General features: G+C 48.2%; 23 protein-coding genes and 1 pseudogene. 12 read left to right on the forward strand and 12 right to left on the reverse strand.

Going from position 1 to position 18,925, the window contains the following annotated elements:
* Nucleotides 1-81: 81 nt before the first annotated feature.
* A complete protein-coding gene (locus AB8809_RS07850; protein ID WP_043881797.1) occupies nt 82-387 on the reverse strand; it encodes a helix-turn-helix transcriptional regulator in 306 nt (101 codons plus the stop codon).
* Between the two features lie 95 nt (nt 388-482).
* On the opposite strand from AB8809_RS07850, the gene AB8809_RS07855 reads away from it, so the two are divergent.
* From AB8809_RS07855 to AB8809_RS07865, 3 genes are all read left to right on the forward strand, one after another.
* The gene (locus AB8809_RS07855; protein ID WP_194430442.1) at nt 483-1,571 is read left to right on the forward strand and encodes an NADH:flavin oxidoreductase/NADH oxidase; all 1,089 of its coding nucleotides are present in this window, start codon (nt 483-485) and stop codon (nt 1,569-1,571) included.
* A gap of 233 nt (nt 1,572-1,804) precedes the next feature.
* Complete coding sequence (locus tag AB8809_RS07860) at nt 1,805-2,374, forward strand: TetR/AcrR family transcriptional regulator (RefSeq protein WP_181847807.1); 570 nt, start codon at nt 1,805-1,807, stop codon at nt 2,372-2,374.
* Between the two features lie 186 nt (nt 2,375-2,560).
* Nucleotides 2,561-3,037: a nuclear transport factor 2 family protein gene (locus tag AB8809_RS07865; protein ID WP_014915971.1), complete on the forward strand. Its 477-nt coding sequence runs from the start codon at nt 2,561-2,563 to the stop codon at nt 3,035-3,037.
* 123 nt (nt 3,038-3,160) lie between these two features.
* Here the strand turns inward: AB8809_RS07865 and AB8809_RS07870 are convergent, their stop codons facing one another.
* On the reverse strand, nt 3,161-3,886 hold the full coding sequence (locus AB8809_RS07870; protein ID WP_349855674.1) for a type 1 glutamine amidotransferase: 726 nt from the start codon (nt 3,884-3,886) through the stop codon (nt 3,161-3,163).
* Between the two features lie 116 nt (nt 3,887-4,002).
* Here AB8809_RS07870 and AB8809_RS07875 point away from each other — a divergent pair, with 116 nt between their 5' ends.
* Entirely contained in the window at nt 4,003-4,770 is a 768-nt protein-coding gene (locus AB8809_RS07875) for a helix-turn-helix transcriptional regulator (protein ID WP_349855886.1), read from the forward strand.
* Nucleotides 4,771-5,008: 238 nt separating this feature from the next.
* On the opposite strand, the gene AB8809_RS07880 is transcribed toward AB8809_RS07875, so the two are convergent.
* Nucleotides 5,009-5,485 carry a GNAT family N-acetyltransferase gene (locus AB8809_RS07880; RefSeq protein WP_300993309.1) on the reverse strand — a complete coding sequence of 159 codons (477 nt, stop codon included), beginning with the start codon at nt 5,483-5,485 and terminating at the stop codon, nt 5,009-5,011.
* Nucleotides 5,486-5,725: 240 nt separating this feature from the next.
* Here AB8809_RS07880 and AB8809_RS07885 point away from each other — a divergent pair, with 240 nt between their 5' ends.
* Nucleotides 5,726-6,577: a hypothetical protein gene (locus AB8809_RS07885; RefSeq protein WP_349855673.1), complete on the forward strand. Its 852-nt coding sequence runs from the start codon at nt 5,726-5,728 to the stop codon at nt 6,575-6,577.
* A 204-nt stretch (nt 6,578-6,781) separates the two neighbouring features.
* Here the strand turns inward: AB8809_RS07885 and AB8809_RS07890 are convergent, their stop codons facing one another.
* Genes AB8809_RS07890 through AB8809_RS07910 form a run of 5 tightly spaced genes read right to left on the reverse strand, consistent with a single transcriptional unit; the run spans nt 6,782 to nt 9,847 of the window.
* Nucleotides 6,782-7,018 carry a helix-turn-helix transcriptional regulator gene (locus AB8809_RS07890; RefSeq protein ID WP_015840905.1) on the reverse strand — a complete coding sequence of 79 codons (237 nt, stop codon included), beginning with the start codon at nt 7,016-7,018 and terminating at the stop codon, nt 6,782-6,784.
* A gap of 2 nt (nt 7,019-7,020) precedes the next feature.
* Nucleotides 7,021-7,554: a DUF2975 domain-containing protein gene (locus AB8809_RS07895; RefSeq protein WP_300993301.1), complete on the reverse strand. Its 534-nt coding sequence runs from the start codon at nt 7,552-7,554 to the stop codon at nt 7,021-7,023.
* 25 nt (nt 7,555-7,579) lie between these two features.
* Nucleotides 7,580-7,927 carry a hypothetical protein gene (locus tag AB8809_RS07900; RefSeq protein ID WP_182099910.1) on the reverse strand — a complete coding sequence of 116 codons (348 nt, stop codon included), beginning with the start codon at nt 7,925-7,927 and terminating at the stop codon, nt 7,580-7,582.
* Nucleotides 7,914-9,029: a serine hydrolase domain-containing protein gene (locus AB8809_RS07905; protein WP_349855672.1), complete on the reverse strand. Its 1,116-nt coding sequence runs from the start codon at nt 9,027-9,029 to the stop codon at nt 7,914-7,916. Before AB8809_RS07905 ends, AB8809_RS07900 begins: the two co-directional genes overlap by 14 nt.
* Nucleotides 9,030-9,040: 11 nt before the next feature.
* Nucleotides 9,041-9,847 (reverse strand): MipA/OmpV family protein, encoded by an 807-nt coding sequence (locus tag AB8809_RS07910; RefSeq protein ID WP_349855671.1) that lies wholly within the window; start codon nt 9,845-9,847, stop codon nt 9,041-9,043.
* 129 nt (nt 9,848-9,976) lie between these two features.
* On the opposite strand from AB8809_RS07910, the gene AB8809_RS07915 reads away from it, so the two are divergent.
* Complete coding sequence (locus tag AB8809_RS07915) at nt 9,977-10,168, forward strand: hypothetical protein (RefSeq protein WP_349855670.1); 192 nt, start codon at nt 9,977-9,979, stop codon at nt 10,166-10,168.
* Between the two features lie 256 nt (nt 10,169-10,424).
* On the opposite strand, the gene AB8809_RS07920 is transcribed toward AB8809_RS07915, so the two are convergent.
* On the reverse strand, nt 10,425-11,261 hold the full coding sequence (locus AB8809_RS07920; RefSeq protein ID WP_349855669.1) for a MipA/OmpV family protein: 837 nt from the start codon (nt 11,259-11,261) through the stop codon (nt 10,425-10,427).
* A 204-nt stretch (nt 11,262-11,465) separates the two neighbouring features.
* Between AB8809_RS07920 and AB8809_RS07925 the strand changes: the two genes are divergently transcribed.
* Both AB8809_RS07925 and AB8809_RS07930 read left to right on the forward strand, forming a co-directional pair.
* Nucleotides 11,466-12,143, forward strand: coding sequence for a response regulator transcription factor (locus tag AB8809_RS07925; RefSeq protein WP_015840899.1), 678 nt, complete (start codon nt 11,466-11,468; stop codon nt 12,141-12,143).
* On the forward strand, nt 12,143-13,531 hold the full coding sequence (locus AB8809_RS07930; protein WP_349855667.1) for an ATP-binding protein: 1,389 nt from the start codon (nt 12,143-12,145) through the stop codon (nt 13,529-13,531). The genes AB8809_RS07925 and AB8809_RS07930 overlap by 1 nt, the downstream gene beginning before the upstream one ends.
* 90 nt (nt 13,532-13,621) lie before the next feature.
* Here the strand turns inward: AB8809_RS07930 and AB8809_RS07935 are convergent.
* Nucleotides 13,622-14,200 (reverse strand): annotated as a pseudogene (locus tag AB8809_RS07935) (SMP-30/gluconolactonase/LRE family protein); the annotation flags it as partial.
* Nucleotides 14,201-14,208: 8 nt separating this feature from the next.
* On the opposite strand from AB8809_RS07935, the gene AB8809_RS07940 reads away from it, so the two are divergent.
* Nucleotides 14,209-15,036, forward strand: a complete 828-nt coding sequence (locus tag AB8809_RS07940; RefSeq protein ID WP_182099916.1) for a LysR family transcriptional regulator — start codon at nt 14,209-14,211, stop codon at nt 15,034-15,036.
* A 340-nt stretch (nt 15,037-15,376) separates the two neighbouring features.
* Nucleotides 15,377-16,285, forward strand: a complete 909-nt coding sequence (locus AB8809_RS07945) for an SIR2 family protein (protein ID WP_349855665.1) — start codon at nt 15,377-15,379, stop codon at nt 16,283-16,285.
* Nucleotides 16,286-16,494: 209 nt separating this feature from the next.
* Here the strand turns inward: AB8809_RS07945 and AB8809_RS07950 are convergent, their stop codons facing one another.
* Both AB8809_RS07950 and AB8809_RS07955 read right to left on the reverse strand, forming a co-directional pair.
* Entirely contained in the window at nt 16,495-16,890 is a 396-nt protein-coding gene (locus tag AB8809_RS07950) for an Imm63 family immunity protein (protein ID WP_349855663.1), read from the reverse strand.
* Nucleotides 16,891-16,994: 104 nt separating this feature from the next.
* The gene (locus AB8809_RS07955) at nt 16,995-17,450 is read right to left on the reverse strand and encodes a GNAT family N-acetyltransferase (RefSeq protein ID WP_349855661.1); all 456 of its coding nucleotides are present in this window, start codon (nt 17,448-17,450) and stop codon (nt 16,995-16,997) included.
* A gap of 215 nt (nt 17,451-17,665) precedes the next feature.
* On the opposite strand from AB8809_RS07955, the gene AB8809_RS07960 reads away from it, so the two are divergent.
* Nucleotides 17,666-18,010, forward strand: coding sequence for a DUF1294 domain-containing protein (locus AB8809_RS07960; RefSeq protein ID WP_182100281.1), 345 nt, complete (start codon nt 17,666-17,668; stop codon nt 18,008-18,010).
* Nucleotides 18,011-18,208: 198 nt separating this feature from the next.
* Nucleotides 18,209-18,832 carry a histidine phosphatase family protein gene (locus tag AB8809_RS07965; RefSeq protein WP_181845305.1) on the forward strand — a complete coding sequence of 208 codons (624 nt, stop codon included), beginning with the start codon at nt 18,209-18,211 and terminating at the stop codon, nt 18,830-18,832.
* Nucleotides 18,833-18,925: the final 93 nt, after the last annotated feature.

Raw genomic sequence — 18,925 nt, forward strand, 5'->3', positions numbered from 1 at the left:
AGAAGCAATATTGGAATAGCAGGAAAGGGATAATGGAGGGGCGTGTGCAATGGCGGAACGACCGCCATTAATGCTAAAAATTTACTCGACAGGTTGAGACAGAATGGCGTCGAGCAGGCCGGGAAAGCGCTGTTGCATTTCACTGCGGCGCAGTCGGTTGATGTGCGTAGTACCGATGTTGGTGGTATGCAGCAAGCCCGAGTCGCGCAACACGCGAAAATGGTGCGATACGCTGGATTTCGGACGGCCGCCATCAAGTTCGCTACACGTTGCTTCTTCTTGTACGGATAAACAACGCACAATGGATAAGCGTAACGGATCGCTCAAGGCATACAGGACGCGCTCAAGGGTAAATTCTTCGGGGGATGGGTGCTTAAAAGGTCTCATAGGGGAATTATAGCGATAGGGTTGTCTAAAATCCATTGTTCGATTAATATCGAATTATCGAATTATCGAAGTTAACAAATGAAATAGGAAATGTTATGTCCGCACTGTTTCAACCCTTCAAATTGAAAGACATCACGTTACGCAACCGTATTGCCGTTCCACCGATGTGTACCTATTCCGCGAATGACGGCCTGATTAACGAGTGGCATCAGGTGCATTATGCTTCGCTGGCGCGTGGTGGTGCCGGGTTGGTTATCGTAGAAGCGACGGCGGTTGCCCCCGAGGGCCGCATTTCTCCGCACTGTACTGGAATTTGGAACGATGAGCAGGCGCAGGCGTTTGCCAAGGTCGCCAAATCCATTAAGGACGCAGGGTCCGTACCGGGCATTCAGATTGCACACGCCGGACGCAAAGCCAGCGCCAATGTTCCCTGGGAAGGCGACGACCATATCCCTGCTGGCGATCCACGCGGCTGGCAGACTATTGCCCCTTCCGCGGTGCCTTTCGGTGCGAATTTGCCTAAGCAGCCGCAGGAAATGACGCTGGAAGATATCGCCCGCGTGCGTGATGACTTTGTCGCTGCCGCTCGTCGTGCTTTGGACGCTGGGTTTGAATGGCTGGAACTGCACTTTGCTCACGGCTATCTGGCACAGAGTTTCTTCTCCGTACACTCCAACAAACGTAACGATCAGTACGGCGGCAGTTTTGACAACCGCAGCCGTTTTCTGCTGGAAACGCTGGCTGCCGTTCGCGACGTGTGGCCGCAACATTTGCCGTTGACCGCTCGTTTCGGCGTGATTGAGTTTGACGGTCGCGATGAGGAAACCTTGCAGGAATCCATCGAACTGACGCGCCGCTTCAAAGCTGCTGGGTTAGATATGTTGAGCGTCAGCATTGGTTTCTCTACACCGGAAGCTAATATTCCGTGGGCGCCTGCCTTTATGGGACCGATTGCGCAGCAGGTACGTGAGCAGGCCGATCTTCCTGTCTCTTCCGCCTGGGGCTTCGGTACGCCGGAACTGGCCGAGCAGGCCGTCGCATCGGGCCAGTTGGATCTGGTGATGGTGGGTAAAGCGCATCTGGCGAATCCGCACTGGAGCTATCAGGCCGCCCGCGAACTGGGTATCGATCGCGCCTCATGGACGCTGCCAACGCCTTACGCCCACTGGCTGGAACGTTATTAATCACGACTCACGATTGCAGGCGGCTTTTGCCGCCTGTAGCAACCCTTTCGCTTAACCGACTTCACCCTCCTTATTTGTCCAACGTTGTGCCAGAAACGAACGTTCTTATGTCGCAGTCTATTGATTTAGGAGAGGGGAACTCACTCCCCCACATGAACTGCACTCTTCATTTCTTGAAAAATGTTTTCAGACTAACGCTTGACTAGGTAGAACGATCGTTCTACCATTTATTCATGAACAAAAAACTAAACGACACCCGAGAAAAAATCCTGGCGACCGCTGAGCAACTTATCTATCAGAACGGCATTCATGCGACTGGCATGGACCTTCTGGTCAAGACCTCTGGCGTAGCAAGGAAAAGTATTTATCGCTATTTCGCGACCAAGGATGACGTGGCAGCCGCGGCGTTGAATGCACGTGATGAACGCTGGATGCACTGGTTCAGAACGGAATGTGATAAAGGCAATACCCCTCAGGATCGCATCCTGAATATGTTCACTGTACTCAAAAGCTGGTTTGAGTCAGAGGGCTTTCGTGGTTGTGCCTTTATTAACACGGCTGGAGAAGTCGGTGACCCTGCCGATCCCGTTCGCCAGATCGCGAAGCTTCATAAACAAAAATTGCTGGATTACACGCTTGAACTCACCAGTCAATTAAACATCGAGCAGCCGTCAGCCTTAGCCAGACAGTTGCTGATTCTGATAGAGGGTGCCATCACCACATCACACGTGATGGGTGATTACAGCGCAGCCGATAGCGCAAGAGAAGTGGCGCAACTGTTGTTGAAGCAGGCCTCTCACTAGGGCCTGAGTTTCAAAAAATTCCGTTCTACTGATGTATACCCCCAAATAATTCGAGTTGCAGGAAGGCGGCAAGAGAGGGAATCCCGATGAGCTTACTCAGGTAAGTGATTCGGGTGAGTGAACGCAGCCAACGCACATGCAGCTTGAAGTATTACGGGAATATCCAAATTTTCTGGAGGCTCTACCATGTCCGATAAACAGATTCGCCCGCCACTTCCTCCGTTCACTCGCGAAACGGCGATTGAGAAGGTGCGACTCGCTGAAGATGGCTGGAACAGCCGAGATGCCGAAAAGGTATCGCTGGCCTACACGCTGGACACCAAATGGCGTAATCGCGCCGAGTTTGCAACCAATCGTGAAGAGGCCAAAGGTTTCCTCACGCGGAAGTGGAAAAAAGAACTTGAGTATCGTCTGATTAAAGAGTTGTGGGCGTTTACTGATAACCGCATCGCCGTTCGGTATGCCTATGAATGGCATGATGACTCGGGTAACTGGTTCCGCTCTTATGGCAATGAAAACTGGGAATTTGAAGCAGATGGCCTGATGCACCGCCGCTTCGCCTGTATAAACGACATGCCTATTAAAGAGAGTGAACGCAAGTTCCACTGGCCACTGGGTCGCCGTCCGGATGATCATCCAGGTCTGTCGGAGCTGGGCCTGTAACGTTCTAAATATTCTTCCGCTAAGCCCCCCGACAACTGTCTCAGTCGGGGGCTTTTTCTCAACTTAAAAATGACGGCATCTATTTATCGCACTACTGATGTCATTCGGATGAGATTATTTTCGTTACCCTTTTGACCGACAGTAGCATGATTCCAGTTTGTCGAGGAACGTGAATAAAACTCTATTCATTTCACTGTAATCATGAGTCCGCAGTTCTTCTGGGGTGTTGATGAAACGATATTTTTCGGCCTGACTTAATTCCTTATCTGAGTGTGCAATTAATAATTCGACGACGTCCGGCGTGAGTTCCATGTGGCATTGAAAGCCGTAAACCCGTTCGGAATAAGCAATTATCTGGCGTGGGCATCCTTCGCTGTAGGCGATAATTTTAGCCTCAGGTGTCAGGCCTGGCATATCGTTATGCCAGTGACCTACGTTGAGTCGATTTCCGAAGTGAGAGAACAGTTCGCTTTGGGTACCAGTATCCGTCAGAAAAATGGGAAACACGCCTATCTCTTTTTCCGGACTGTGGGCAAACGGGGCACCCAGCGCTTCGCCAATCAGTTGAGAACCCAGACAGACACCAATGATGGCTTTACCGAAACTCACTGCAGAGGCAATCAGCGCTTGCTCAGCTTTTGAATCGAAATGGGCGCATTGATCTATGGTGACGGCAGGATCCTGTGGGCCGCCCATCACGATCAACAAATCGATGTTCTGGGCATCTTGCGGCAGTTTTTCACCCGCATAAACACGGGAAAACGTTATTTCATGACCACGACTCATGGCCCAGGTTTCATAAGCGCCGGGCGCTTCGAAACTTTCATGCACAATAAAATGTACTCGCATTGGCGTATGCTCCTGTAATGCTTGTTACAACCTTAATTCAGTACGCGTTACCCTGCCAAAATGATCAGTCGGGCAGTGTTAGCTAACTCATGGTAAACAAAGGGCTTCAATCTGAGATGCCAGTCTGTATAGATAAAGCGCCAAGACACGATGAGGCGACGGGGTGGTCAGGGACTGCCATATCCTATCAACGTGGAGAGGTCGATCCCCCCCATTACCATCTTGAAGGGCAGCTATTGTTTGCCACCAAGGGGGTTATGCTTGTTGAAACCGCAGACAGGCGATGGGTTATCCCTCCTCAGCGTGCGCTGTGGATCCCACCGTTGATGATTCATTCTTACAGTATTCTGTCCCATACAGAATTACGTGCTATCTACGTCAGTCGCAGCCTTATTGCGGAGTGCACAAATTTTACGAAGAACAGTCAGGTTCATGTCATTAACGCGACAGTGCTGTTGAAGGCGTTAATCGCGGGTCTGTTTACTGATGAATACAACGGTGCGGCTAAGCGAAAAATGGCGCTTTTACTACTGGAAATTCTTAGTGAAGCGCCATCCGTGCCTGCGGAACTCCCTATGCCACGTGATGAACGTTTATTTCGTGCCGCAAGGGAACTGGTGTTCAACCATCGGTGGGAAGCGACCTTAATGGACATGGCTGATATTGCGAATATGTCGGAACGTACTTTTTCCCGCCGTTTTTTACATGACACAGGTTTCAGCTTCAGAATGTGGAAACAGAGAGCCAGAATATATACATCATTAGACCTTCTCTCTAATGATGTATCCGTTAAACAGATCGCCTACCAACTCGGCTTTTCCTGTCCTGCGGCTTTTTCTGCTGCATTTCGTTCCGTGATAGGGACAACCCCAAGCGAGTTCTAACCTGGCCTTGAGTGTTTCTACTTAATAAATTCACTCGCAGTGGATACAAGTTTTCGTTTTCGCTCTTAACTGACGGAGCGGTCTTTTTACCTGACTGCTAAGTGCCAGGAGCGGACATTTCATACATCTTTTTGCGTTTGTCATCAGAGGAGTTGACATGCTTTGGAGAGGGAGATGGCTGCTCAATAGAGTGATTATTGAGCAGCAAGCGCTGGTTTATGCTTGAAAAGTCTGAAGATTAGCTCGCTTTCTTCGAGAAAACGTACATGCCAACCCCATCATTTCCCATGTCCTCGACGCGCACAATGGTAAAACCGCACTTATTTACGTAAAAACACACGTTATTAATCAGGCATGTCGGGGTTCTCAGTGTCCATTCTTTAGCGTCAGGATACATTTTTTCAATTTCCATCCATGCATGCAAACCGTAACCTTTGCCCTGTTCTTCAGGCAGAATGAATAATCTGGCAAGGGTGTGTATTCCTATAGAATTGCCGGAAATAACAGCACCGCCGATGAGGCGATCCTTTACCCATAATCCCAGCACTGTTTTGTCAGGCATCATTATTGCGGACTCAAATGAAAAATCATCTTCTCCCTCGTCATCTTCTTCCTCCATATTATCAGGAAAAAAAGAGGCGTTTGATTCAAACGATAATGAATAGATTTGTTCAAGTTCTGTAGCATTAGCAGGAATAGCTGCTTTAATGAGCATATGATTTTCCATTGCGTATATGAAGAAGGGGTAGTTTTAAAGCCGGTCTGTCAGGGGCCGACATCCGTCGTGGACGATCAGTTAAATTATTAATCAGCACAGCTGACGGACATTCCTCCGGGGCATATACACGAACGCATGTTAACAGGTCTCAAGATTCAAGTTAACGGCTGCTTGCTCATAGCTGCTAATGAAATTATATGTATTAGATGAAATTTATCTTTTAGAGCGCATCAATTTATGAAAAAGATTATGGAGTATGCTCTTGAAGAATCAACGCTTTTCTCAGGAACGCGTTTTCTTTTTCTGGGTGAAGCTATACACGGTGTGTCAGAATTTTCTAGATTGAGGATGGAAATTGCAGAATGCTATTTCCGCAATCTAACGGTTTTGATATTTGAAGCCGATAGCAGCGGGATGCTGTTTTCGCATCAACACAATGAAGATGCCAGTTCTCGTCTTGAAAACTTCCCACGCATTATGCGGACTCAAGAGATGTGGAATTTTCTCACCTGGGCTATAAGCAGAAAAATTCCCTGTCTTGGTATTGACTGTATTCCCCGTCGTTCTTTAACTGAATTTCCTCGGGAATGGCATGCGACACGCATGCGAGAAACTGATGATTATCTTAAGGCTAAGTCATCACAAACTTTTTTTGAATGGCGTGACATCCGAATGGCTAACCAATTGATTAAGTTAGCCTCATGCTATCCGGAGTATCGCATGTTGATCATGCTCCATAATCTGCATATAAAACGCTTTGGTAGCCAGGAGACGGGAGATCTGAGGTTGAAATCAGTACGGGAATACTTCGAGGATTTTTTCCCTCAGCAAAGCAACTCTATTGCTCAACTCGCACGAGGCGGTACTGCTTTACACAATGATTTAACGCCATTCAGTTTTAAAATAAATGACCCATTCTCTCTGGAAAATTACTCAGGAGCGGCTAACTGTATTTTACTTACAGAGTCAAAAATACCGGATGCTTGCATTACATGGCATCACGCTTTCGAACGCGAAACAATAACACCCAAAAAGCAATATGAGGGATGTTTTATATTCAAAGAAGTACACCCTCCGACGTTGGTATAAGCTGAATGTAAAGATAGACAGTAATCACTTATAAAATCACATATCAAAAAGATTTAAGAGTCCGGCGTATTTATGTCCGCTCATCACTGCCCCGCGAGAAACTACCGCATTGCTGGCTTGCTCGCCCCTAAAAATACCGGCCAGATGCATTCGTATTTCTGTTGTCGGAGAAACTGAGCGTACAGGATACAGCTTAATTTGCTTTCAGAGCGTGTCATCCGACACGGCTGGCGGGCTATCCGGTTTCCAGGAGATAATATCGCCGGGCTGGCACTGCAGCGCCTCGCAAATTTTCGCCAGCGTATCAAAACGAATACCTTTAACCTTCCCAGACTTAAGTAGCGACAGGTTCTGCTCGGTGATCCCCACAAAGGCTGCCAGCGCTCTGGACGTCATCTTCTTCTCTACCAACAATTTGTCCAGATGAACCTCGACAGCCATAATCAGATAAACTCCTTATTTTCTTCTTCCGCTCTGATCCCCTCGAGGAGGGAGTGAAACGTCACAAGTAACAAGCCGCCTGCTAAGAGCAGAACAACATCCCCAATCAACAGAGTGGCCTGGTAGTAATGTTCCGGCCACCAAACCACCAGAGGGATCAAAAAGCGGCACACCGGCAACACGATCCCCAGACTTAGCATCACCATCGCAATTTTGCGGACACTGCGTGCCAGTGCCTGAGTGAGGATCTGTTTTTGGCGTACCAGTCGCGTGACTCTCATACCCTGCCAGATAGCAAAAGCGAACAACCCTGCCGGGAAATAGATAATTGCCAGTAATAGCATCTGGCGAAGCGGCGAAACCGTCGTGATCGGTAGATTATCGCTCTGAGCCTCGGCGAACTTAAGCATACTGGAAATAAAAAATGACTCACCAGTGAAATACATCCACAGCGGTGTAATTAACACCAGAATGAGAAATAACGGCAGCACCCCTGCGATGAGCGCCAGACTGAGTTTATTTCGCACACCTTTCACGTTTAACCTTCCTGAATATCAGGCATTATTTTAAGACCAGCATGCTCAAGCATGACATAAGCATCAGCGCGATGGCAATCTTGCCGCCGTTCAGACTGTTAGGGCCGTGTTTCAGCCAGGGTTTTCGCCATACTCTGTAAACGCTGCAAGCGATATATGACGCCTGAATCGTCCAGGTCAACATTCTGAATAAGTAACCTGACTTGCTCAGATGAGTTATTGTCTGCATCATCTCTACAGCGTAAATAATAATGCTGATGGTCAGGATATAGTTCACTAAACGAAGTTTGTAATGTGAAGTCCACGTTCCGCAAACAAACACGATGACCGACGCAACGGTGAGTACCGCCCAGAGAATATCAATCCAGTTCACGGTGTGCCTCTGTTTCAGAAGATGGCTGGGTTAGCAACAACCGTATTGCCGGGCCAATCACCGGCCATGCGGTGTCAGAGAGGATCACAACGGCGCTTTTACGCTGCAGATCGAAGGCGATAGCGGTCGCGAACCCCGAGGATTCTCCGTCATGCCAGGTGATATCTCGCCCCTGTATGCGGGTGGTAAACCAGGCATAGCCAACGCGTGAATCGGGATCGTCGGTGGCAAATTGCGGCGACATCGCTTCGCTCCCTGCGAGTTTTCCTGCCAGTAACACCTGAGCATAATTTGCCATATCGACAATGGTCGATCGCACACCTGCGGCAGGGGTAAATGCGTGCAATACCCACGGCGCTTCGCTGAGTCCGGAAGCTGACCAACCGTGGCTGAATGCGGGCGTGTCGCGTGTCGAATCACTGGCGACGACGGATCCTGTCATTTGCGCCTGCGCAAAAATCCGCGTTTGCAGCAAAGTGGCAAAAGGTTGATGTGATGCACGCGCCAGCGCCAGTCCCAGCAGAGCGTAACCAGTATTGGAGTAATCAAACCCGGCGGGCCTTTTGACGCTGGTATTATTCACCATATCTATTAATGTCTCTTCATCGTAATCCCAAAAATTGTCACGCAGGATAATTGCCTTGAGTACCTGAATTTTCTGTCGTAATGATGTCGCTAGTGGTGGCAGGCCGGAGCGATGTGACGCCAGTTGTGCAAGTGTAATGTCGCTCGCTGGACCAGTGATTTCCGGGACGAGTTCTCCTACACGGGTTTGCGCGGTAGTTTCGCCACGCCGCTGCGCCTCAATCAGCAGACTGCTGGTCATGGTTTTGGTGAGACTGGCGATCTCATACTGTTTTGCATAATCACTGTTCCACAGGGCGTACTGTACGCCTCGCGGGGTGATAAATGCGGCGGCAACGCTGCTCCGTGATCCCCTCAGTAATGGCGTTAAAAACGATACCACCGTTGCATCTCCCTCCTGGTGCTGAGAAGGTGTACTAAAACCCGGTTGCAGGTAGATGCCCGCGGTAATCAGCGACATAAAAACCGTGCCTGCGGCTAACAATCGCGCACGACTGCGCACATATTGCCTGTTCATTGTTGTTCGCCTCAGAATGTATACTGGATCAGTGATGACAGGCTGTACTGCATTCTGCTTTTTACCAGCGGACTCTTGCCCGCCTCATCAAGCAGGTATGCCGCGCGACCGGTCACCCCTGCCGCCAGATTTTCGCTAATGTGCCAGACTAGTTCGGTATAAACCCCACCTTGCTGAAAACCCGAAGAGGGATAATAAGAGGCAAAATCAGTGCGTTGTGCCTGGCTTGTCGTTACCCCGTAATGGCGTTGCTGATAACTGCTGTTTGCCCAACTGATATCGCCAGCGACCGACAAATCGGCGTCCCGCCAGCGCCACAGGGTTGTCTTTACGCCGCTGTTCAGGGTCATAGCCAGAGCCTGCGTTTCGCCACCGTACGGGTGCTTTTGCGCTGCGCTTAATGCGCGCAGCCATAACGCCCAGTCCCCATGTTGATAGCGCAGTTCCGCACCCGCCATGAGCATGTCGGGAAGATCGCCCATTCCTTGCAGATCTCGGTTTTTTCGGGTGGAAAATGGATAGCTGAACACCTCTTTTCGCCCCTCATCCGGTGTTAACAGCAGGCTCACGGTAAACGGGGAATCGGATGGCAGCGTCCACGCTAGTCCCTCCGTTGACAGGCCCCAAAGCCCCCAGCTTTCACTCCTTAGGCTTACGCCAGCTTTGAGCAACGGACCGGGCGCAGAATGCTGTGATCCTGAGTAAACAGGGCTGACGGCAACGCCCAGACCCGCGTACCCGGACAGCTCTGCACTCTGTAAGGGAGCGCAACACACTATTCCCGCAAGCGAAACGCCATATTGCAGACTTATTTTCATTCGATGCCTCTCTTGGCAAAGGGTGGGTTGTAGCGTGTGCAGGTTAGTCTTTTGTTTATCGTTTTACAATAAAATTTTATTGTTTTAAATTAAACAAATTAGGCGAGAAAATGATTTAAGGAAGGCACAATGGCACGGTTCTCGGATGAGAAATTTGTAATTACAGGTGTGAGTAGTGGTATTGGTCTGGCAGGAACAAAACGCATTGTCGAAGAAAGAGGAGGTCATGATGACCGGACGCCATGTGCAAAAACTGGAACGGCAGCTTTATACAAAACAGTGGTGCCAGAAGCGAACGCTGTGAACATCACGGTGAGTTAGAGCCGATTTGCCAAAAGCGGATGGTGCGGTTTGACGGGAGATAACACGTCTGACAGAGAGCGTGACTTCAGGTCATATTCAGAAAACCTTATTTGATGGGCCCCTGAGATGAGGCAGATGCTCTGATTAACAGGGCATAAGCAGAGCGAGTGGGTGAACTGAGCACCGCCCCATCATCTGAACTAGGGCGGTTCGAATGTGTATTGATTGACAGTGTATAGCCACAAGCAGCCTGTAAGCACACGTCTAACAACGATCAGAAGCTATATGTCACCTTCAGGCTTCCGGTAGGCGATGTTTTTCGTTGAACAATTGAGCTATTGCGTGCATCGCCAGTCAATTGCGTAAAGCCTGCTGTGGCAATCATGCTCCAGTTTTGGTTGAACTTGTGCGTCCAGTCAGCATTCAGTGAATAGGCATAAATCCCAGATCCGACATCATGTTGGGCAAACCCCGATGCGGCCGACTGTGATGCATTTACCCCGTAGTAAGTCTGCATGTACTCGCTACTCCCCCAACTACTGGTCAGCGCCAGCGTGACGGAATTTTTCGATGAGGTATAGAGCGGGCTGATAATGCCAAAATGCAGGGCTTCACCATTGCTTCGTTGAGAAACCGGCACCTCAGCCTGCAATTGCAAATTAAGCCAGTCCGTTACCTTATACCCCAGACCAAGCAGACCGATAGCCGATCCTTTGACGTCACCCATACCTCGCAAGTCGTCGCTACCGTAGCTGATCGAGTCGCTGTCCACGTCACGATCCTTACGACCTGCGCGATAGCTCAGCGCAGCGCTGTAATCCAACTTGCCGATGTTGTTACTGTAACCGATACCACGTGTGGTGCTGACGAAGAAACCATTTACCATAGAATAATCAATCACCAGGGCAGTGGTGACGCGGCTTTTATCCGAACCAGAATAACGTGGCGCAACATCCACGCCTCCGCCCAGAGTCAACTCGTTGCCCTGTTTCTGTTCTGCTGCCAGTATTGGGGTGGCCAGTAATGCCAGGACAGCTCCCGACAATAGTTTTTTCAGGGTACGCCCCGAGAGCGAATGGAGGAACTTATGACGCAGTTCGATGTTTCTCATTAAAGAAGTCCTTGTGGATTCAACTGATTACGATACAAGCGGTTTTAAACACCAGAACGCGCAGTTTGAATGCTCACCCTGAAGTTCTCATGAGCCAAAAGTGAAGAAATGCTGAAGTCAGTACTGTGCTGCAAATCTGGTCGATTTCCTGATACCGTTTTTTTCTTCAGACGTTCTTCATTCACTGTTGATAAAGTAACTACTGTGAACATTCTCCTAATTGAAGACGACCTCGATCTTGGCAATGGCGTACGTATTGCTCTTGAAGATCAAGGATTAGATGTTATATGGGTGCGCCGTAAAGTGGATGCGCTGCATCAACTCGATCTCTGCGTGCCAGAACTTGTATTGCTCGACCTCGGTCTGCCCGACGGTGATGGTATGAGCCTGATGGCGAGTCTGCGTCAGCAGCTCAAGGGGATCCCCGTTATCATCCTGACTGCCCGAGGTACCCTGCAAGATCGCCTGACTGGGCTGGATGCTGGTGCGGACGACTATCTCGTCAAACCTTTCGTTCTCGCCGAGTTGTTGGCCAGAGTGAGAGCACTTGCGCGGCGCAGTTACGGTTTTCAGGATGAGGTGATAGAAATTCGAGGATTATCTCTCCATGTGCCGACTCGACGCGTGGCCGTGGGTACACGTAATGTTGATTTGACGGCGAGTGAATACGCGCTGCTTGAAACGTTAATGCTGCGCACTGACCGCGTGCTTACACGACGGTTTCTGGAAGAAAAGATATTTGGTGCAAAAGAAAACATGAGCAATCCTCTCGATGTGCATATGGGCAATTTGCGTCGCAAAATCGGCGAGGGCTATGTGCGAACGGTGAGAGGCGTAGGGTATGTCATTGATACCGTACCGATTCAGAAGGGGGCAGGTTGATGCGCAATTTTTGGCGCCACCTGAGAATCCCAACGCTCGTACGGAGAATTATTATCGCCCAAATGCTATTGCTTACACTGCTTTGGTGTCTTTTTCTGACCTACGTTTTATGGGAGAACTTGCGCAGCCCCGCTATGCTATTGGGCAACAAGACTTACGAAACCATTCTTACATTGGTTGATCGTATGGGGGATCGCCCGCAGGATCTAACCGATGTGCTGGAAAAGTTTAGCAAGGCGTTGCAGGAAGGTTATGGCGGAGGGGAAGATCCAGCACTGTCAATCAGCCTAATCGTTCGGAAGAATAAAGAGATAATTTATTCATCTGACGGTGCTCCTGCGGTGGTGAGAAACACCCGATATGAGAAAATTCAGAGCATTCAGAGTGATGGCCGCACCTGGACTAGCCGTACGCTAAAGTCCGCGAACTCCGACGCGGAGGTAACGCTGGTCACCCCTGCCGGAGGCTGGAACTTCTTTATATACCTGAACTCGCGTGGATACTACATATTGCCGCTGCTGGTATGCATTCCTTTTCTTTTGTTTCCCGCGTGGCTGTCAATCCGCATTGCAATGCGCCCCTGGAACAAGGTGGTCAATGAAATTGCCTTACGCACTCCAGAAGATCTCTCTCCTTTAAAAGAAGTACCAAAGCACAGGGAGCTTCGCCAAATGGTGGACGCTATTAATATATTTCTTGCCAGGGTGCGAGAAAGTGCTGAAAGGGAACGGGTTTTCATTGCAGATGCTGCTCATGAGCTGCGTACCCCTCTGGCTGCGATGCGTATCAATGTTGAGGCTTTGCAGTCCTATATAAGCAGCGATAACCAACAGGCGTTGCTCGCGGGGATTATTCGCAGCAATAGCCGTGCTGCTCGTCTCGTTAATCAACTGCTGCTGTTGATGCACAGCGAAGCGCGCATTGACACGGTTATGGAGCCTGTGCCGCTGACGACGCTCATACAAGAGCGGATGGCAGCGTTGGCACCGCTAGCGGCTGGGCGCAGGATTGAACTTGAATTTTACTCCCATGATGAAATCTGGATTACCGCTGTTAGGGAACGCCTGATGTCGCTGATTGACAACGTCATTGAAAATGCCGTGAAGTACAGTCCTGAGGGCGGGCGGGTTGAGGTAGATGTACGATCATTAGATCAATCCACGCAGTTACGTGTCTCAGATGCAGGGCCCGGTATTCCCGTTGAATTGAGGGAGCGCGTGTTCGATAGATTTTTTCGCGATCCCAATCAGATGCAAAGCGGGAGTGGGCTGGGACTGGCAATCGTCAAAGCGGTTGCGCAGCAACACAACAGCAACGTATACCTAAGTACGTCTGCAGAAGGCGGGCTCATGGTAACGGTTGACTTTCCACACCACAATTCCGCCTGAAAGAAAACACAATGTTGTCCTTTTCCTTATTACTTGAGAAATCAGTCGCGCATTGCGGATCCAGCATCAGTGCCTCATCCGCTTCCGCCTTCAACGCCTGGATGAGATTAAGCCAAAGCGGCTTTCTGGCAATCCGGCAAAAAAGGGTGACCGGATACTGAAAAGTGCACCGTCATAGGTGGTTGGCTCAGTAAGTCCAACACGTGCGCTGGTGCAAAAAAGCGTGTTCAGTGACGAACCGCCGAGCACCGGGCAGGTAGTCTGGATGGCAGGAGCAGACAGAATACTGTGCGTTTCTCCCTCTGGGCTGTAACGAACAACCCGACTGCCGCCCCATTCGGCGTTCCACAGATAACCCTGTGCATCAATGCAGGAACCATCAGGCGCGCCGCCGCCTTCGACTTCCGTAAAGATTCGCTGATTGTCGAGCGAAGGATAATCACAGCAAAAGATTCGTCCCTGCATGGAGTCGCTGTAATACATCGTGCCCCCATCCGGGCTGAAGCAGATGCTGTTAGGAATGGCAACAGCGGGCAGATCGAGTTTTTCCGTTTCCAGACTGACAGAATTTAGCCTGTGAAATTTACCGATGGGCTCCACCGGATAGCCGTCGTGCATCGTGCTAAATACGAAGTTTCCTGCGCGATCGCAGCGGCCGTCATTAAGCCGGAAGCTTCGTGCGGGCAGCAGAAGCGCTTTCACTACCTGCTTCAACGGTTACCAGTACCATTAAAAGTCTTGAGAAATATCTGCAGGTGCGCCTGCTTAACCGGACAACGAGGCGGGTCAGCCTTACCCCAGAAGGTTTGCAGTATCTCAGTGAGTGCAGGGAAATTCTCTCATTAATCGAACATGCGGAATCCGGCCTGAAGGATTCCGTCAGGCGACCACAGGGGCGTTTGCGAATTGATATGCCGGGTGGGATAGCCCATTTTATCGTTATGCCAAACCTGAAAGACTTTTACCGGCTTTATCCGGATATTTACCTGATGATTGGGGTAAGCGATCGACAGGTCAATCTCGTTCAGGAGGGCGTGGACTGCGTAATCAGGACGGGGGAGTTGAATAACTCTACGCTTGTGGCCCGTCCGCTTGGCCGTTTTCGGTGGATCACTTGCGCATCACCGGACTATCTCAGGGAGTATGGTATTCCTGATAGCCCAGAAGCGTTGTCACAGCATCGGGCCATTCACTACTTTTCCGGCTCTGCCAGGCGCGCGGATGAACTGCATTTCCTGCGTGGCGCTGAGACGTTGTCCGTGCCAGTAAAGGGAAATGCCGCCGTTAATGAAACGGGGCTCTATATTAAAATGTGTCTTGACGGTTTTGGGCTGGCACAGCTTGCTGAAAGCATCGTCTTTGAGAATCTTCAGGAAGGGAAACTTGTTGAGGTTATGACTGACTGGCAGCCGCCATCAGTTCCGGTCATATTACTTTACCCACATCAGCGTTTTCTTTCTCCGGCCGTTCGCGCGTTTGCAGACTGGGTTGCCACTATTCTATGAAGCACACGTGCCAGCGCTATGAATGTCTTTTCCCGCTCAAAGCGGACCGTGCCCCGTTCGCAATGACTGCTTTGTGCCAGAAGCGGACGTTGCTAACTCACAAACTGCGTAGGGAGTAAACCAATGAGCTGATGTTATCTCGTTCTCATTTTCTGACTACGAAGATCACTCTGTAGGATATTAATAGGTATAGTTGTCTAAGACTTTCATGGGGGGCTTATTCGAAAACACTAGATGCTAGGTAAGATCACACTCATCGGTGTCAAACATGCCAATGACTGGTATTAGAATAAATATCAGTAGTATGGTGTAAGAAATGTATCTAACATAAGGGATGGAAATGCGCGATTATTCACTACTTATTGGAAATGGCATAAATAATATTACAAATGGAAATTCTTGGCTTGATGTTTTAAATAATCTAGGGGAAACATATGGGATAACAATTGACACACATGAAAAACCATTCCCACTAGCCTATGAAGAGATTTATTTTAATATTTCAAATAAAAAAATTAATGGATTTTCAGAAAATAAAATAAAAGATTCGATTGCATCAAAGATAAATACAATACAACCAAATGAAATTCATAAAGAAATAATAGGGTTGGAATGTAATAATATTTTAACAACAAACTATGACTTGGCTTTTGAATATTGTTTAGATGACAACATCAGGCCTGAGGATTTAAAAAATGAAGGTGTAATAAAAGAAAGTAAATACAATATCTTCAGGCATCACAAGGTGAAAAGCAAAAAAATATGGCATATACATGGAGCAGTGAATAACCCAAGCTCAATAATCCTTGGCTATGAACATTACAGTGGTTATTTGCAAAGTATGCGGGGGTATACAACTACCGGGAGTCAGTATTCCAATAAATCGTTCAACGAGCCACTTACAAAACGGTTGCAAGAAAATGATATTGGTAATAGCTGGATCGATGAGTTTTTTACTAATGATGTATATATCTTAGGCTTGAGCTTGGATTTTGTCGAAATTGATCTTTGGTGGTTACTTACATTTAGAGAAAGATATAAAATTGAAAAGAAAATAAGCTTACAAAATGAGATAATATATTACATTCCTAGTTATTATTATAATGATGCTGCTTCCAAACCAAAAATCGATCTTTTGGAAAGTGTTGGGATTATAATTAATCATGAGTTCGGATTAGTGTTCAAAGGGAAGGAAAAAGAGTATTACCTCGAGGTAATCAAAGACATTCAGAGTAAAACTAATAGATAATCTTTTCTCTATAAAGAGAATGGTCAAAGAATACTATTCTTTGACCGCTGAGATGAGCATTTAGTCCGCTTCTCGCTCATAGCAGACCTGATAGCTTTTCAGCATGTTTACTCAGTGCTGGAAGCAGAGATTTCTCACAGGACAGGGATGCCATTGCAGGTTAGATCGGCTATTAATGAGTAGAATGTGGTATGTATACAGAAAAATCGTTATGACTGAATAAGGGGCATGAATTCTTTTTTCTTTCTCGTAGCCCATTCGGGCTTGATTGAGAGCATTAAGTAAAATTGTCTTCGGAAGTATATATCCCTGAATTTTTTGTCAGGGGATACCTTCGATGCAGCATAATCTGAAGCTAAAGCTCGAACACCGCAATCTGCAAACCAATAAAGGATTTCGTCGTCGCTAAGGGTAACCTTACGCTCGATTTCCATGCCTCGTTCACTCACAACGAAATGGTATTCTTGCCTGTAAATTTCCAGATAGGGAGTCGCGACGCCATCAGGTTGGTCGGGGATGATGAAGTAATGGTTAGGCCTGACACCACAACCAAGTCGCACGCCAATACTAAGAAGCTCTGCCCTCAGTTCTTCGAGAGTTTTCATGACATTCTATTCATCTTGTATGCTAACCACCCATTCCATATATTTTCTGTATCAATACCCGAATAGCCACGTTTTTCCATCATATTTCTGGCAAGAAACGTATGTCACTCCTGCAATATCTTTGAAAAACAGACCGCCTCTTCCCGGCCTATATAGGGGCCGTAATTCTCAATACGTACATACCCATTTTTTTCGTAAAAATGTACAGCCCTGTGGTTAACGTGCCGGGTTTCAAGCCTGAGCTCGATATACCCCATATTCTTTGCCGATACTTCTAGAAAAGTGAGTAAAGCTCTGCCAATACCTGGCGCGCTTCGGTCTGAAAACATCCTTTTAAGCTCAGCGATATTTTGCGTTAATGGGCGAATAGCGCCACATCCTATCGCATCGCCATGAGTGTTTTTTGCTAATACCCACAGTGATCGGTCCCTATCTATTGAATCAACGGTGAAATTGCTTTTGCCACTATCACCGGTAATAGCAGCAAGTTCTGATGACAATGTTTCGATTAAATAATGAGATTCTGGAGCAGATGGATCTGATTTCTCTACTGTTATCATGGTTATGCCTTTTGCCTAAGTCATCGCCAGCATAGAATATCCTGATGGAAAAGGCATCATCCTGAAATAGGTGAGAGTAAATCGCTAAATGCCACCTATCCGGGGCCACGACGGCCTATTCCGCGCCAATCCATACTGATAGCGGTTTCTTCCCACCGCATGTACTGCGTATAATACAGCTTCTATACACTCTGAAAATTACTGTGGCTAATGGTATGAGTCTCAATTACTTTTGTTATTTACTATTGGTCTTTGCGGCGATCGGTAGCACGATGACGTCTGACCCCTTTGCTATGTGGCTCCTGCTCGCCAATGTACTGACGCTGGTGATTTACGGCGTTGATAAAATGGCGGCGCGTAAGGCCTGGCGCAGAGTGCCTGAATCCACGTTGCTGGTGTTTGGGGTTGTCGGTGGGTGGGTTGGCGCGATGGCGGGTCAACAACTCTTTCGCCATAAAACACAAAAGCAGCCATTTAAAACATACTTCATCGTCAGCATAATATTGAGTATCTCAGTTATGGTGGCGGTTTATCTGTTCTATCCATTTCCTCCTTCCTGAGGTGTTGCTTCGTGCCAGAAGCAGACGTTATCTGCGGATAAATTTCAGTACTTCTCTCTAGAGACACGGCGTAACGGCAATCCGCTGCACTTATTCATATTTTCCAAAACAGAAAAGTATTCCGCTGCGTCAGTTGGTAGTATTCGACATCGCACAGTGTTGGGCATTTAAATCAACAACGAGCATGACCCTCTAACAATGAAATTGATACTTGTTCGACACGCGGAAACCGAGTGGAATTTGAAAGGAATTATTCAGGGACACTGTGATAGCTCTTTGACTCGTCGCGGTTTGCGTGAAACATCCGCCTTACTGGATGCACTTACTGAAAGTGAGTACCAAGTAGAACGTGTTTACGCTTCTCCGCTTGGACGTGCCTGGCAAATGGGGCAGAGCCTGGCTGAATATTTTCGCTGCTCGCTGACGGCTGAACCGGCCCTTAAAGAGCAGGCCTTTGGTCAGTTTGAAGGGATGCCACTAGAACTGCTCAGACAAAAGCATCCGAACGATGCAAATGCGTTATTCAGGCTTGATGCAGAATATTGTCCACCAGGTGGTGAGTCACTGGCACACGCTTCTCAGCGGGTTATACGTTTTGTACAAAGCCTGGAAGATACATCATCACATCATCAGACAATATGTATTGTGTCTCACGGGCACGTCAGTCAGGGCATTCTGGCAATGTTTAAAGAAGGGACTGTCAAGAGTTTCGCTCGGTATGCTCAACCCAACGCGAGTTATTCTGTTATCGATCTGATTAATGGGAAATGTATCGATCTCAGGTGGGGGATTGCTACACACTTACGTCAACTTGAAAGGTAGATGACTTTCAAATATTCGAAGTCCTTCCTGATAAGCCAGCTTGATAAAAGTTCAAGGTTCCCTGCTCGCTCTTAGCAGACCACACGGCTCTTC

This window comes from Pectobacterium aroidearum (assembly GCF_041228105.1).
Lineage (GTDB): Bacteria > Pseudomonadota > Gammaproteobacteria > Enterobacterales > Enterobacteriaceae > Pectobacterium > Pectobacterium aroidearum.